Below are 15,620 nucleotides of genomic sequence, written 5' to 3'. Positions count from 1 at the left end.
CTATTCCTTAATTTTTTTACCCAGCAAGATCATGAACCAAATAATGCTTGCTCCCAATACAGCGTGTCCGAGGCCTGCCATATGGCTCAAGCCCTTCATATCTGTTCCATTTACTTGCAGAAGACCGCGCACCGTCATTGCGGCAATTGTAATAAGCAGGCCGATATTGTATACATAGTACCAGCCTTTGAATGAACGAACCTCATGTACACGGAATTGCTTCGCGAGCAGGGTAGCCAGCAGGAAGAACAGAAAGCCCAAGACGAGAATATGAGTATGCAGCGGTTTTAGCGCTGTGTAATCCATGAATTCGTTTACTTTCGTGAACTCTCGGTAAAAGATACCCGATATAAGGCCAAGAATGGCATAAAAGAATGAAGTGTAATACAGTTTTTTCACAGTAAACTCTCTCCTTTGTAGTGTCATTCGCATGGATGATAGGAGTGTACCGCAGTTGTATGAACCCAATATGAACAGAACATGACAACGAGGTCATGTTCTGTGTTTGTCTGAGGCAGCTAATCGGACGGTGAAGGTCGTGCCTTTTCCTGATTCGCTTAATGCACTAATCGTCCCGTTATGCAACTCAATAATTCGTTTGACGATCGCTAAACCAAGACCTGTGCCTAGTTGTGCTTGTCCTGGCTCCACATGTTCGTTGTATTTGTAAAATCGCTCGAAAATGTGCGGAAGTACGTCTTGAGGAATTCCTCTCCCCGTATCAGATACAACTATGATAATGTCTTCTCCCTGTTGATGGCATCGTACCGTAATTGTTCCTTGCGGCGCAGTGAATTTAATCGCATTCGTCAGCAGATTCGTCCATGCTTGATGAAGCAATCCAGCATCTCCTATCCATATCACCTGATCGAGTTGGAGATTCAGCTCCATGTCCTTTATGCCCCATTGTGGCTCCAGCAGTATAATGACCTCGCGCAGCTGCTCATCCAGCCGGATAGGCGCCTGCTTCATCATCTCCTTACCTCGTTCCAGCGAGGCGAGAGTCAGTAGCTGCCGGCTAATGCCGGATAAGCGCCGTGATTCCTCTGCAATGATATGCAAATAGCGTCGTTCCTGCTCTGGCGGCAGTGGATGATCCATCAACTGTTGGGCTAGACCTTGTATGGAGGTCAATGGAGATTGAATTTCATGGGATACGTTCGCTACAAACTGCTTCTGTACAGAATCGAGCTGACCGAGTGCGCCAGCCATTACCGTGAACCGCCTTGCAAGCTCCCCGATTTCGTCATTGCGATGAAGATCCAGTTTCACCTCATAGTTGCCTTTCTCCAGTTCCATCGTAGCGCGAGTTAGCCGTTGAAGCGGCTTGACCAGATAGCGTGTCTTCACAGATATGAGCACCAAACTAATGACGAAGGTAGAAATGAGCAGCACGGCAATAAGGACGCGAACTTCTTCAGTCTGCTGCACCATGTCGGGACGGATGAACAAGGCATGACGTTCTCCATGAATGACAAGTGGTATGCCATGGCTGAGCGCAAGTCGGTTCTCGAATATAGCGGGAACGAACAGGCTGCTCCATTCACCCTGCTTAAGCATGCCGAGGTACGTATTGCCTGTAAGCACACTATCAATATCTTTAGAGGCAATATCTGCGTGCTTAAAAGGTCTGCCGAATGTTTTCACATGGTGTTCCGGATCAACAAGATACAATTGATACCCTAGCTCAGCTAGGTTCGAAAGGGCCTCATCCGTCGAATGGGTACCAGCCGACAGCATACTGTTCATGTGGGACAGTGCTTGACCAACCTTCTCCATCTTCTGCTCATAATGGCTCGAGATCGCCTGATTATGTGCAATATTCGCGAGAAAAACGCCGCACACGAAGCTGATAAAGACGATAACGGCGGAAAAGAATACAATTCGAGTATAGAGTGTTTTCAAGGCTCATGAACCTCCAATTTGTAGCCAAGACCTCGAATCGTCGTGATGCGAAAATCGCTCGAATCTTCAGGGAAGCGCTCACGTAGACGCTTAATATGTACGTCTATGGTTCTGCTATCTCCCTCGTAGTCGGCACCCCATATCCAAGCAAGCAGTTGTTCTCTAGTAAAGATGCGCCCCGGATAGGAAGAAAGCTGAGCCAACAGCTCAAACTCCTTGCGTGGGAGTGTATGCTCTGCACCGGATGTGGTTATCGTATAGCTTTGACGATCTATAGTCGTTGCACCAATACGTATGAGGCTGTCAGAGACAATTTGATACCGACGAAGCAGCGCCTTCATGCGGAATAACAGTTCCTTCGGTTCAAATGGCTTCACCAAATAATCATCGGTGCCGGCTGCAAATCCTTGCTCTTTGTCTTCAAGCTCCCCCAGCGCGGTCAGCATCATAACCGGAATATCATATTGCTGGCGAATTTCGGCACATAAGGTCCATCCGTCCTTTAGCGGCATCATCACATCCACGATTGCAATATGTATGGTTTCCTGCTCCAGGATACGTGCTGCAGCTTGCCCATCACTTGCGTCGAAGACGTGATACTGTTCCGATTCCAGCACAAGGCGCAGCATTGTTACAATATTCGGATCATCATCTGCAACGAGTACATGAATGATCAAAGGGATTCCTCCATTCAGATAGGAACGGCTTAAGCGGCTCAATGCAGGGTGAAGCACAAAAATCCTTGAGGCAGCGCATAGCGCGCAGCTCAAGGATTTTGCCCCGTTGTCCGTCATGCGGGAGACGATCAAGCTTTTTGATCAGGACATGACCATCATAAGAACGTCTTGTTGATCATGATGGAGATCAAATAGAAGCAAAATACGGAGAACAGCCAGCATGCTGCACCAAGCACCCGTCTATGCTTTCTCCAAAATTGAAAGCCGATCGCAAGTATTCCGACATTGGCAAGCACAAGCACGACAGACATGGATACGATCGCTATCCAGTACAACGCTTCATATACAGCTGCAGTTGACATGACGGTCGCTCCCATCCTTTATATCCATCCATTATTATCCCTTATACGATACCATCCCAGTCTTGAAAATGACAAGCATTAAGCGTCCATATTGATCCAGTTCAATGAAATAAGGCGTGTGCCTTGGACAATCATACAAGAATCGTGAGCTTCTCTTGAGTATGTATAAGTATTGAAGACGAAAGGGGAGACACGAATGGAAGGCAGACAGCTAGCTAACAAGTGGTTGAAGACTGCGGCATTATTATCAGATCCGCGCATCGCAGGGCATATTCCAGCAACGCGCATTTATAATACGTCCAATCTTCACCAAATGTTGAACAAATACGGTTATGTCGTCGTCAAGCCTGTCGTTGGTACTGGTGGTTCGGGAGTAATAAAAGTAACGAAAAGTGGATCGACCTATCGCTATACGTACCGCTCAAATACGCGCAGCTTCGACGAGTTCGACGCCATGGTGCGATCATTGTCAGGTGTGAAAAAAAAGCGCGCCAACCTGATACAGCGGGGAATTGATCTTGCTACAATTGGCGGAAGACCGATTGATTATCGAGTAAAGGTAGTGAAGAAGAACGGCAAATGGGGATTTCGTGCAATGGTTGGACGATTAGCGAAAAGAGGATTGTTCGTGACGAACTTGTGCAAGGGAGGTACGATGCTTACCGCAGCCCAAGGCATTACTCAATCGCTTCCTGGACAAAGCGTTAGCGCTAAAAAGAGTAAAATGAAACACCTGACAAGAGTATCCACAGCCATTTTAGAGAAGAAATACCCTGGAATCGGACAGTTGGGCTTCGATTATGGGATAGACCGTTCGGGACATATTTGGATTTTTGAGGTAAACACGAGACCGCAGTAACCACAATCACTGGGTATAGATTCCAGAAGTGTAAATTTGATAGATAACATTTAATAGATATCATGATGTGATTAAACTTTTTTATTAATGAACAGGCCAAAAAGATGTGAATAACCATATCCACATCATCCCCACTGCTAGACAACGATTTTTGACGTTTATCAACATATTACTCACATTTTTTCCACAGTTGCCTGTGGATATTGGAACGCTTGTTCTGCTTTCTAAAGCCGTGATATGATGAACCCGGCAGGAAAGTTTAGGAAAGGTTGTGATGCAGATGGCTTTGCTTTCCGATGAACTGCTTATTGATTCTTATAAGCAGGCAATCAGGCTCCGATTGGATGAAGAATTCATCGCGCTGCTGCTTGAGGAAATGAAAAGGCGCTGCCTTTGTCCGACCCTCTTCCGAATACCGGTATGCACATAGATGACCGGCATGCCGAGACTTTACTCCCAAGCCAAGCCGTTCACATAGTTAGTTGCATGACAGTGCTCACAATAGATTATATGCAGGCACTGCATCGACACAGAACCATCATGAAGCATGATTTCATGAGATGTGGAATCGTCTGGCTGATACGGGGCGTAAGGTCCAACATAATCTTCCAGTTTGCCGCTGTCAGTGGCTGGGTTCAAACAGTTCGGACATATGATTTCTGTACTGATAATGCCGTTGCATAGTGGACAAACATGAAACAAGGGTATCCTCCTCCGTTATATAAAGATGTTGGAGATAGGATACCCTTTTTTCGTTTATTTAGTTACATTTTCATGCTGCTGCTGTGACCAGGAGACAGCTTGGCTGTTGGATCGATATATACTTTAGCGTTATTGATTGCGGTTGGCGCTTCACCAAAGCCGACTGCGATCAGTTTCAGCTTACCAGGATAAGTCGTAATGTCACCGGCAGCGAACAAGCCTGGAATGTTTGTTTCCATGCGGGAATCGACAACGATGGAGCCGCCTTCGATGTTAAGCCCCCATTCGGAAATCGGACCGAGCGAGGATACGAAGCCGAAGTTGACGATTACTGCATCTACATCAATATCGAATGCTTCCTTCGATTTGGTGTCAGCCAGTGTTACGCGCTCAATACGGCCTGCATCTCCATGCAGCGCGGTAATTTCTGTTGGCGTAATGACTTTAACCTTAGAGTTCATCAACTGCTCCACACTATGTTCACGCGCACGGAATTTGTCGCGGCGATGAATGAGTGTAACTTGCTCTGCGATAGGCTCCAGCATAAGTGCCCAATCGACAGCAGAGTCGCCGCCACCGCTGATTAGCACGCGCTGGCCCTTGAACTGCTGCAGGTCGCTTACGAAGTAGTGCAGGTTCGATTTCTCGTATTGTGCTGCTTCTGGAAGCTCCAGACGACGAGGTTCGAATGCACCTACGCCTGCTGTAATGATAACTGATTTTGCATGATGAACGCTTTTGTCTGTAGTAACGGCAAATAGACGCTCTCCAAGCTTTTCTACACCAAGAACCTTCTCTTCCAAGCGAACATCTGGATTGAAATGCTCCATCTGCTTTTTCAAGGAATTAACAAGTTCCTGCGCTGTTACTTTCGGGAATCCGGCTACGTCATAGATGTATTTTTCCGGATATAATGCTGCTAATTGGCCTCCGAGCTGAGGCATGCTTTCAATAAGGCGAACGGAAGCTTGTCGCATTCCGCCGTAGAACGCGGCGAACATACCGGCAGGCCCGCCACCAATAATTAAAATATCTACTACATCATCTGGTTGCGATGCAAGTTGTGAATTCAAGGCAGAGCACCTCCAATGGCGATGTCTGACCATGTGATCATGGTCATTGTGTATTTAGGCACATCTATCATTATAAACGGAGCTCGACAAGAAGGAAACCGTACTTTGCCTAAGGAAGTCGATATAAATGTGAAAATTATCAAAATTAACCGCTTTCATTGATTGTTCTACAAAAAAGGTGCTTGTAATTTATTTGGAAACTCGATATCATTGCAGTTGAATTGTATGTAAATTGTCGACAATTTGTCGATGTTGGGCATAATGCGATGTGCAAGTGATTATGGTTCTATTGTTTGGTTTACTTTCATTCATTTGGATCATAATAAAAATGATTACCGATTGCTATGATGTTTTACTGTCTAGATAACGTTTAAGGTTTTTTGTGGGGTTTTTCACAACTTCGTTGGATTGAGGATATACGCGGGTTTCTAGAACAAAGGTATTCATAATTAAAGTTGTAACATGTTATAACCAACCAACACAAAATGATTGACCTGATTGGAAGGAGCTAATGAAAGATGAGTAACATTCCTAAAATCGTAATCCTAGGCGCGGGTTACGGTGGCATTATGGCAGCGCAACGTCTTCAAAAAGAACTAAACTATAATGAGGCAGACGTAACGTTAGTTAGCAAACATGACTATCATTACTTTACAACTCATTTGCATATGCCAGCTGCTGGTACGGATTCCTACGAGAATGCTCGGGTGTCCATCTCGAAGCTGATCGATGAATTCAAAATTGATTTTGTGAAGTCTACGGTGAAGGAAATTCGTATTCAAGATAAGAAAGTCATTCTTGAAGACGGAACTTTGTCTTATGATTATTTGGTTATTGGTGTCGGTGGAGAGCCAGAAACATTTGGTATTCCGGGTCTTGCTGAGTATGCGTATAGCATTCGCAGCATTAATTCTGTTCGCGTTATCCGTGAGCATATCGAACATCAATTTGCTCTATATAAGCAAGATGAGACTCATCCTGAGCGTCTGAACTTTGTTGTAGGTGGTGCAGGCTTCACAGGTATTGAGTTTATCGGTGAATTGTCCGATCGCATTCCGATGCTGTGCAAACAGTTCGATGTTGATCCAAAATTGGTCAATATTTATAACGTCGAAGCAGCACCAACAGCACTTCCAGGCTTCGATCCTGAGCTTGTTGAGTATGCAATGGATGTATTGAAGAAAAAGGCGTTACGTTCAAGCTGGCAACAGCGATTAAAGAATGCACACCTGAAGGTGTAGTACTTGCAACAGGCGAAGAAATTAAATCTTCTACTGTTGTATGGACAGGTGGTATTCGCGGTAACCGCTTAATTGAGCAAGCAGGCTTCGAGGCAATGCGCGGCCGCGTGAAGGTTGACGAATTCTTGAGAGCGCCAGGCCATGATAACATCTTTATTATTGGAGACAACTCGCTCATGATTAACCCGGCAATTGATCGTCCATATCCGCCTACAGCGCAAATGGCGATGCAGCAAGGTCCGGTATGTGCAAGCAACATCGTTGCTTCGATCCGCAACCAGCCGCTGAAGAAGTTCGAGTTCCACAACAAAGGGACTGTTGCTTCCTTGGGTAAAGGCGAAGCGATTGGCGTAGTGGGCAAGAAGAAGCTGAAAGGCTTCTGGGCTGCTCAATTGAAAAAAGTAATCGATATCCGCTGGTTGTTCATCATTGGCGGAGTTTCCCTTGCTCTTCGTAAAGGGAAGTTTTTCTAAGCCGAAGCATTATGTTGTACAAGTCATTCTGTTGATGGCTTTGTACGAATACGATTGTTATAAATTTGGGAGGCCGTCTTTGCACGAATGTGCGAGGATGGCTTTTTTTGCTTTAACAGCAGAGACAGCGGTATGCAATCAATTGAAAACTGAATCAGCCGTTGTGCAAGAAGAAGCTGATTGGCGCGTAACGCGGGCCGCTTGTGGTCGAACCGTAAGGAGATTTGGTGGAGGGATCCGCCTTGATCCCTGCCTCCTTGCTCACTTTCCCGAGCTAACCATTGCCGAAGGTTAGGGCATGTATGCATAGGGGCTGATGGAATTGAATGTACATGATTTTGATAAAGAGGAAAGCAAAAAAACCGGGTTGCCCGCATAGGCTTCCCGGTTTGTCGCTCTTGAGTATGATGGTAGCCGTGAATGCATGAAGCTACAGCTTCATCATGTCATTCAGCTTATCCATAGTGAGGTGGTTCCCTACATAGAAGGAGCCGAATTCGCCGAAGCGCGCGCTGACTTCATCGAAGCGCATTTCATAAATCAGCTTTTTGAATTGAAGCGGGTCATCGCTGAATAGCGTAACGCCCCATTCCCAATCGTCCAAACCTACGGAGCCTGTAATGATTTGCTTCACTTTACCCGCATAGCCTCGACCAATCATGCCATGGCTGCGCATCATATTGCGGCGCTCTTCCATGGACAGCATGTACCAGTTATCGGACAAGTCGCGCTTCTTATTCATTGGATAGAAGCAGATGTGCTTGCTCTGCGGCAAGGTTGGCTTAAGACGCGCAATAATTTCCGGATTCTCCATCGGATCCTCGGTTGATCCTGGCTTCGTCATATAATTGCTCAGTTCTACGATGCTGACATAGGAATACGTTGGTGTCGTAAATTGAGCGAAAGACGTTTTATTCAGCGCATTTTCAAGCGCATTAAGCTCTTCGAGTGTTTCACGAAGGTGGAAAATGACAAAGTCGGCTTTTTGGCCTACGATGCTGTATACGACAGTGCTGCCCTTCTTGTCTGCTTCCGTTTCGGACCATTCCGACCATAACGTTTGCAATTCCTCAAGCGCATGCGCACGCTCTTCATCGTCCGCCTTTTTCCATTGAGCCCAGTTGATCGTGCGGAAATCATGGAGTGCATACCAACCGTCGAGCGTTAAAGCTGCTTCATTCATATCGCGTTATCCTCCGTTATCGTAAAAGATTGTGTACCACAACCACTATTGTGAAAATCGCCATTCTAAAGCCATTGTAGCTATAATTTGCATCGCATTCAACTAAGAGGTGATAAATGTCACTGAATGTTCGTTGATTTTTAGCCCAGGTGCAAGTACACTAAGACTGATCAGTAATTAGCGAAATATGGATATTTTATTGGATAATTATAGATTGGATGAAGAAAAGCAGGAGGCGGTTTGCAACATGTTAGGCTGGATAATGGTCATCATTTTAATGGTGCTTTTTTTGTGATGATGTTCGGCATTGGCTTTATTCTGAACATGCTGATGAAGACAACGTGGTTCCCAATCGGCGTATATTTAGTCGTTTTGCTGCCGGCAATGGTTATCATGCTGTGGAAGCAGGATGCATCGGTTATGGACAATTTGACGGGCATCGGCTTGCAGGGATATTTAACGGCGATAGCTGGACTTGCAGGGGCATTTATTAGCGGAAAGACAATTCATTTTTTACGCAAGAGTGGATATCAGATGTTTTAATGAAAATTGTACTTGATAAATTTGAGCTAATTGGCATACAATGATACAGAACGCATCGGGACTTTTCGATGCATAGATTTTATTCGAATGAAAGGGCAAGGTATCTACTGCGATGTTGAACTAATCTGATCTGATAGAAGTCATTTTGACAGCTTTATATTTCAAAATGTACGTTCAGAGAGGATAGGTCTGCCCATTTTCGCAGATTGATATCGGCCGTTATATTTGATAGCTTGCATGATTCATCACTTATTTTGTAATGGAATAACGCAACGGTATTGCACTTGTCCCCACTGCCTCAGTTTCAACATTGGATGAGGAGAATTGGGGAGAGACGAATCGTTGCTTAGAACGGATTGCTGTGGCATACGTTTAATAGACACGTGCGTAACATACGTGTTCAATTCCATGATATAAGCGATGTGCAAGCTTGCAGCCGCATGCACACTATCCTCTCTGGGTTACCAGGGAGGTTTTTTTATGACTAATAAATATACAGCACAATCAAAGAATAAATCGGGCCAAATCGTGTTAGAGGCCCATCAATTGGCAGCCTATGTAGCTGATCGCCGCTTATTCCGCACAGACAGTTCTCTTCGCATTTATGCAGGGGATCGTATCGGACTTATTGGCGTCAACGGAGTCGGGAAGACGACATTGCAGCGCATATTGGCTGGCATGGTAGAGCCGGATGAAGGAACCGTAGTATGTAATGTGGTAACGTCTTTCGTACCGCAGTTGGATGATGTGCGGGAGGAAGAAGCAGAGGAAGTGATATTAAGCGGCGGGGAGCGCACGAAACGCCGATTGAATGAGGCCATGAACGCAGGGGCAGGACTGCTGATGCTCGATGAACCGACAAGCCATTTGGATGTGGAAGGAATGGAGTGGCTGGAAGATCGGATGATCGAATACTCCAGAACGGGCGCGCTATTGTTCATTTCACATGACCGAACGCTGCTCAATCATGTAGCAACGAGAATCTGGGAAGTGGAGAACGAACAGATTCATGTCTTTACCGGCGGGTATGAGGACTATCGCAGGGAAAAGGAACGGCTGCGGCTGGAACATCAACGCTCGTATGACAATTATGTCGCAGAAAGAGGCCGCTTGCAGGAAGCGATTGTAGAGAAGAAGGAGCATGCAAGTAAGGTCAGCAGGCCTAAGAAGGGATTGACCAGTAAGGAAATGAGGCTTGCGCGTCCACACTTCAATCGCAAGAAGGCAAAGGTAGAGAAGACGGTTAAGGCGATAGAGAAGCGTCTTGATCAGTTGGAGATTGTGGAGAAGCCATTTGAGCAGGTGCAGGTATTATTCAATGCGGAATGCCATGCTCCGATTCGCAGTAAGCAGGCTGTGGAGGTTCAAGGGCTTGCACTGCGTGCAGGCGACCGTGAATTGGTGGGCAGCAGTTCCTTCAGCATTCGGCCGAATATGCGTGTCGCCTTAGTCGGTTCGAATGGAGCAGGGAAGACAACCTTACTCCGCCGATTGGTGGAGGTATATGAGCTGAGAACTGCAAAAGAGCGTGATGTGACGGTGGAGGGAGGACGGATTCGCTTCTCCCCAAGCGCTCGAATGGCGTATTTCGATCAGAAGCTGTATGCCTTGGATCTACAGGCCAGTGTACTGGACAATGTATTGAAGTCGAGCGCCTATGATCAGACGATGGTGCGGACGGTATTGGCGCGGCTTAGGCTGCGACGGGATGAGGCATTGAAGCCGGTATGGCAGTTGAGTGGGGGCGAGAAGGTGAAGACTCAGCTCGCCAAGCTGTTCATGAGCGAAGCGAATATGCTGCTCCTCGATGAGCCGACGAATTACTTGGATATCGACACGCGCGAGGAACTGGAGCGTGTGCTGCTGGAGTATCCAGGTACGATCCTGTTCGCGACGCATGATCGCATGCTGCTGGATCGAACGGCTACACATACCATTGTGTTCCGAGACGGCGAACTGGAATGGATGACAATTGAAGCATTTCGCGAGCGTCAGCGACCTCGACCTGTTGAGAGAGGCGTTACTTCAGATTTTGTACCAGCACAGGAAGTGCAGAAAATTGAACAGTCGTCCTCATCGATGTCGGCTGAGGAGCGATTGAAGCTGGATCTGGAATGGGCGGATTTGATGGGGCGTTTGTCTGCTCCGCGCAAGGGAGACAATATCGAGGAACTGGAGCGGCAATATGCGGAACTGCTTAAGCGGCGCAAGCAACTATGAGCAATGAGCAAGTGATACGCAAGCGGATACAACTGCCGCAGTGCCTGCAAGAAGGTGCTGCGGCTTGTAGGTTCTAGGGACTTTACCCGGATCAATGAAACGATATGCTGGACGGCATGCAGATTACTTCCGTGCGGCAGTAGATTATTTTCGGCGTTAGCAATTTATTGACGTTCTATCATTCTGTACCTGATCATTGGAAGCCAATCATGAAGCAGTGGGTTGGTGACCCAGAGCAGGATAAGGAGCGCTTCATTACTGATTCCCCGATTACGTACTTGGATAGCATGACGAATCTGATGCTGGTCATCCAAGGGGCGAATGATCCCCGTGTTGTACAGGAAGAGTCAGATCAGGTGGTAGAGAAGCTTAGACAGCTTGGACGGGATGTGGAATATATCGTGCTGGATGATGAAGGACATGGATTCTCTAAAAAAGAGAATGAGATGCGCGTCTATCGAGCTATCGTCGAATTCCTGAAGCGGCACCATGAACAAGAAGCAGTGCCAGCGATTCCGACAAGAAATGTTAACGAGGGGCTCTAGGATTGTTGGGAAATAAGGATTTTTCTGCTTTGAGAAAGATGGGGCGAAAATTGTATTTATGAAAAACAACGTGATTGAGAGCGTGCGATCTTAACGATTATTAGTATTCTGCCTAGGTATACAATAGAAGATATAACTAGCATCTTTCCTTTTCTGCGCAGAAGAGCATCTGGCATGATCTCTGCGCTTTTTATGCTTTTTTGATCGGAATTGCATGTCTTTTTACCACGATTTTGTCGGACGGGCAGACTCTATATATGTTACAATAGGTGGACTGAGTAGAGCGGAAGGAGAAACAGGTACGACGATGCGGATGTCGAATATGCACCATTTTACAGAACATCATCGATATGTGGCTTATCGAGAGTTTAGCTTGAGCGAACTGGATCTAAAGATGTTGTCCCATGTGTATCAACCAATGGTGGGGGCATTTGCGATCGGCATGTATCAGCTTCTCTGCCAGCATGTGGCATCAGATAAGACAGGCTATTCAGCTGTAGATGCGCAGCGCCGATTGTTCCTGCTCCTTGGATTGGAGCCAAGTGAGAAGGGACGCACCTATTTCATTGAACAGGCTTCCAAGCTGGAAGCGGTCGGACTGTTGAATACGTCAAGAGTGATGCTGCCTGATATGGATGATTGTATGTATGAATATGAGCTGCAGCAGCCCTTGTCCCCAAAGGAATTTTTCGAAACACAGCATTTAACTCTTCTTTTGCGGGATAAGGTTGGAAAATACGCGGTGCTGTCCTTACGGCAGCAGTTTACTACGGATGACCCCTTTGAAGGAATGGCATCCAATATGCATCGGGAGAACATATCTATACCATTCTACGATTTGTTCCGCCTGAATACGCATGTCATTGATTTCGAGCTCGAGCAGGCCCTTCAGGAAGTCGCCCCGAGCCGTACCGCGATTGCGGATGCCGAACCTGAAGCTGTTGAAATCAATTATGCAGATATTATTATGCGGTTCCCTAAGCAGTCCTACAACCGCAAGTTCGTAGAGCAGCTTCGTTACAATAAAGAAAGTATGAGTACAATTAATTACGTTGTCCGCAAATTCGAGCTGACTTTGCAAGAGCTGTGCCGTTTGCTGGATGAAGACGGCGTCTTCACGCAGGACGGCTTGGTCGCATTGGAAGAACTGCAGCACCGTGCTCACCTTCATTTCCGTCAGAATAAGCGGAGAAGCGAGCATCGGGAGCGAGTGCAGCATCGAATTGAACAGAAGGAGCAAGTGAAAGAAGAGCATGAAGAGGAAGTTGCGGTGCAAATGGAGTTCTATGTTGAGGTTCCCCCGCAATTCCGCGACAAATGCGATATTCATCAATATAACATGCTGCTTCGCAATACACCGTATACGCAGTTGCTTGAGAAGTTTTTCCCAGGGGCAGTCCCGGACTCCTTCCTTGATATGTTTACCAAGATGGATTTGAATTATAAGATGCCTGATGAGGTCATCAATGTACTCATTCATTATTTGATGACGATGCTGGTAAGCGGATCGGAGCACAGACTAAATCGGAACTTCGTTGAAGCGATCGTATCCAATATGCTTGTAAAGCAGATACGCACATATGAACAAGCGGTTATGTATACTCGTGAACAGGCGCAGGTCAATGGTTCTGGTCGAACGCAAGCTTCTCGCCAAGACGCTGGCAGACAGCAGCGGCCGCGCAGCCGGTACAATAATAAAGCAGCCAAGCCATCGATTCCTGTCGTTAAACCGAGTGAAGCGGGATCAGGTCTGACACCGGAAGAATTAGAGCGTGCTCGTGAATTGGCGCGACGATTGGACGAAGGACGAGTATAATAAAGTTACAGCGGATAGGAGGTGCGACTTATGGAATCTATCGGAGATATTTTGAAGCAATTGCCGGTCAACGCCCGCCGGACTCAGGCGGAACAGAAAATAGAAAAGCTGCTCAACGATCCATTGATCGTGCAATTTCGCTCCAAATATCCGGAGTTGTCGGATCGCGACCTTCGCATCAATATGAATAAGCTATACCAATATGTAACGGAAATTGGGCACTGTACCAACTGTCCGGGCTTGGATCAGTGTCCGAATGACTTCCATGGCCACTATACGATGCTGAGCGCCGATAACCTGAACGGGAACAACTATGTATATGATCGGAAGGTACCCTGCAAGAAGCTGCTGGCTAGTGAGCGCCAACAGGCGATTTATAACCGGGTACGTTCCTTCTATGTAGATGAGACTGCGCTCAAGCGCGGATACTCTGCCTCCGAAATACTAGAGAATGATATTGATCGATCGCCTGCCGTTTTAAATATCATTGAATATATTGAGAAGACAAAGAAAGAAGGATTGATGCCTGAGGGCATGTACCTCGTCGGGCCTTTTGGGACGGGCAAGACATTTCTTATGAGCTACGTATTGTACGAACTCGCTCGGGCCAATTACACCGGGGTAATCGTCTATATGCCGGAGTTTGTCGAAGAGCTCAAGTCAATGTTCCAAGAGCCGCAGAAGCTGCGGGAAACGATTGAAATGATGAAGGAAACCGATCTGCTGGTATTCGACGATATCGGGGCAGAAAATATTACTCCTTGGGTTCGCGACCATGTGCTGGGCTCTATCTTGAATTATCGAATGAACCGTAAGCCAACATTCTACACGTCGAATTATGATTTGGAAGCACTGCAGAAGCATTTCAGCTTCACGCGTGAAGGAGAGGATGTGCATAAGGCCGAACGGCTTATGCACCGGATTCAGCCATTTGTGAAAGTGGTACATGTACAAGGACGGAACAAACGGGGAAGCTAGCTAGAGAGAAAGCTTGAAGCTGTTCATGCCGCATAGCATCGCAGCTTCGGCTAAGAAGCCAGTATGCCTCCCGTTCATGCTATATAATTGCAAATAAAAGCCCGGTCGCAAGCAATGCGAACCGGGCTTATTCATGGTAATAGGGATGCCACTGTGGTGCGCTCCATTGAGGGGAACGCACCATGATCAGGGCTAGGAGATGATGAACTTCACGATAACCATGCCGAAAAAGACTACCGTCATAAATCCGGCCATTGCACCGAACCCGAACATCAAATCGGAGAAATCGTTGCGCGGTTCCTCGTTCACATGCTCACGCGGATCAATTGCTCTCGCTTCCATCAAGGGGCCTCCTATCTCTTACATGTCTGATACAATGACGTATGTCACGGCATCAACAGGTATTTTAACCCAATTTCTTATCGCTATAAGTATACCGAACTGCGCCATGACTGTAAAGACAGCGCTCTCTTAGGATGTGACAAATTGGATGCAAAAATGAAGTGCAAATTTCACATAAAACATTGAACTGTGGTATACTTTACATGTTGACTCAGATTGTAAGCTTCTAACATAAAGGAGGAACCAAATATGGCTATCGTTAACGTATCCGACCAAACGTTCAAGACTGAAGTTGAAGGTCAGCAAGGCGTTGTATTGGTCGATTTTTGGGCGCCATGGTGCGGCCCTTGTAAAATGCTTGCCCCTATCCTCGATGAATTGGAAAGCGAAGTAAACGGTCAAGCGACTGTTGCAAAAGTGAATGTGGATGAGAACCCAGAATCCGCTTCCCGCTTTGGCGTAATGAGCATTCCTACTATCATCGTGTTCAAGGACGGTCAGCCTGTTGATAAGGTTGTAGGCTTGAACTCCAAGGATGCATTGAAGAACTTGATCAGCAAACATCAATAATCGAGATTTATTACAGAGGACAACCTATAAAAGGTGTGTTCTGCTGAGGGACATCTCGATTGAGCTTGATGTGAATCGCAAGCGATAGATTGCCAGCCCTTCCCGTTGCGGGAGGGCTTTTTCTTATGTCT

The 15,620-nt window shown here is 46.5% G+C and carries 15 protein-coding genes and 2 pseudogenes; 9 read left to right on the top strand and 8 right to left on the bottom strand.

The window, feature by feature from the left end; translation table 11 throughout:
* From PAV_RS26055 to PAV_RS26040, 4 genes are all read right to left on the bottom strand, one after another.
* Positions 1-399: a DUF2871 domain-containing protein gene (locus PAV_RS26055; protein ID WP_005551073.1), complete on the bottom strand. Its 399-nt coding sequence runs from the start codon at positions 397-399 to the stop codon at positions 1-3.
* Between the two features lie 93 nt (positions 400-492).
* Positions 493-1,905: a sensor histidine kinase gene (locus PAV_RS26050; protein WP_005551072.1), complete on the bottom strand. Its 1,413-nt coding sequence runs from the start codon at positions 1,903-1,905 to the stop codon at positions 493-495.
* The gene (locus PAV_RS26045; RefSeq protein ID WP_005551071.1) at positions 1,902-2,582 is read right to left on the bottom strand and encodes a response regulator transcription factor; all 681 of its coding nucleotides are present in this window, start codon (positions 2,580-2,582) and stop codon (positions 1,902-1,904) included. The genes PAV_RS26050 and PAV_RS26045 overlap by 4 nt, the downstream gene beginning before the upstream one ends.
* 155 nt (positions 2,583-2,737) lie before the next feature.
* Positions 2,738-2,944 (bottom strand): hypothetical protein, encoded by a 207-nt coding sequence (locus tag PAV_RS26040; protein ID WP_005551070.1) that lies wholly within the window; start codon positions 2,942-2,944, stop codon positions 2,738-2,740.
* 196 nt (positions 2,945-3,140) lie between these two features.
* On the opposite strand from PAV_RS26040, the gene PAV_RS26035 reads away from it, so the two are divergent.
* A complete protein-coding gene (locus PAV_RS26035) occupies positions 3,141-3,803 on the top strand; it encodes a YheC/YheD family protein (RefSeq protein WP_005551068.1) in 663 nt (220 codons plus the stop codon).
* 280 nt (positions 3,804-4,083) lie between these two features.
* Positions 4,084-4,233 carry a sporulation histidine kinase inhibitor Sda gene (gene sda / locus PAV_RS26030; RefSeq protein WP_040736975.1) on the top strand — a complete coding sequence of 50 codons (150 nt, stop codon included), beginning with the start codon at positions 4,084-4,086 and terminating at the stop codon, positions 4,231-4,233.
* 20 nt (positions 4,234-4,253) lie between these two features.
* Here the strand turns inward: sda and PAV_RS26025 are convergent, their stop codons facing one another.
* Complete coding sequence (locus PAV_RS26025; RefSeq protein WP_005551067.1) at positions 4,254-4,505, bottom strand: hypothetical protein; 252 nt, start codon at positions 4,503-4,505, stop codon at positions 4,254-4,256.
* Positions 4,506-4,567: 62 nt separating this feature from the next.
* Complete coding sequence (locus PAV_RS26020; protein ID WP_005551065.1) at positions 4,568-5,578, bottom strand: NAD(P)/FAD-dependent oxidoreductase; 1,011 nt, start codon at positions 5,576-5,578, stop codon at positions 4,568-4,570.
* A gap of 518 nt (positions 5,579-6,096) precedes the next feature.
* On the opposite strand from PAV_RS26020, the pseudogene PAV_RS26015 reads away from it, so the two are divergent.
* Positions 6,097-7,292, top strand: a pseudogene (locus PAV_RS26015) (NAD(P)/FAD-dependent oxidoreductase).
* A gap of 430 nt (positions 7,293-7,722) precedes the next feature.
* On the opposite strand, the gene hemQ reads toward PAV_RS26015, so the two are convergent.
* Positions 7,723-8,475 (bottom strand): hydrogen peroxide-dependent heme synthase, encoded by a 753-nt coding sequence (hemQ, locus tag PAV_RS26005; RefSeq protein ID WP_005551058.1) that lies wholly within the window; start codon positions 8,473-8,475, stop codon positions 7,723-7,725.
* Positions 8,476-8,715: 240 nt separating this feature from the next.
* On the opposite strand from hemQ, the gene PAV_RS26000 reads away from it, so the two are divergent.
* From PAV_RS26000 to dnaI, 5 genes and pseudogenes are all read left to right on the top strand, one after another.
* On the top strand, positions 8,716-9,018 hold the full coding sequence (locus PAV_RS26000; protein ID WP_005551057.1) for a YuiB family protein: 303 nt from the start codon (positions 8,716-8,718) through the stop codon (positions 9,016-9,018).
* 480 nt (positions 9,019-9,498) lie between these two features.
* Positions 9,499-11,238, top strand: coding sequence for a ribosomal protection-like ABC-F family protein (gene abc-f, locus PAV_RS25995; RefSeq protein WP_005551055.1), 1,740 nt, complete (start codon positions 9,499-9,501; stop codon positions 11,236-11,238).
* Between the two features lie 109 nt (positions 11,239-11,347).
* A pseudogene (locus PAV_RS25990) lies at positions 11,348-11,783 on the top strand (alpha/beta hydrolase family protein); the annotation flags it as partial.
* 307 nt (positions 11,784-12,090) lie between these two features.
* Positions 12,091-13,599 (top strand): DnaD domain protein, encoded by a 1,509-nt coding sequence (locus PAV_RS25985; RefSeq protein WP_040736925.1) that lies wholly within the window; start codon positions 12,091-12,093, stop codon positions 13,597-13,599.
* Positions 13,600-13,629: 30 nt separating this feature from the next.
* Positions 13,630-14,577 (top strand): primosomal protein DnaI, encoded by a 948-nt coding sequence (gene dnaI, locus PAV_RS25980; RefSeq protein ID WP_005551051.1) that lies wholly within the window; start codon positions 13,630-13,632, stop codon positions 14,575-14,577.
* Positions 14,578-14,769: 192 nt separating this feature from the next.
* Here dnaI and PAV_RS34300 read toward each other — a convergent pair whose 3' ends face one another.
* Positions 14,770-14,919 carry a hypothetical protein gene (locus tag PAV_RS34300; protein WP_005551050.1) on the bottom strand — a complete coding sequence of 50 codons (150 nt, stop codon included), beginning with the start codon at positions 14,917-14,919 and terminating at the stop codon, positions 14,770-14,772.
* 249 nt (positions 14,920-15,168) lie between these two features.
* Between PAV_RS34300 and trxA the strand changes: the two genes are divergently transcribed.
* On the top strand, positions 15,169-15,489 hold the full coding sequence (trxA, locus tag PAV_RS25975; protein ID WP_005551049.1) for a thioredoxin: 321 nt from the start codon (positions 15,169-15,171) through the stop codon (positions 15,487-15,489).
* Positions 15,490-15,620: the final 131 nt, after the last annotated feature.

Source organism: Paenibacillus alvei DSM 29, assembly GCF_000293805.1.
Taxonomy (GTDB): domain Bacteria; phylum Bacillota; class Bacilli; order Paenibacillales; family Paenibacillaceae; genus Paenibacillus_B; species Paenibacillus_B alvei.
Note: the sequence above shows the minus strand (reverse complement) of the source record. Positions and strands in the feature narration are given on the sequence as shown.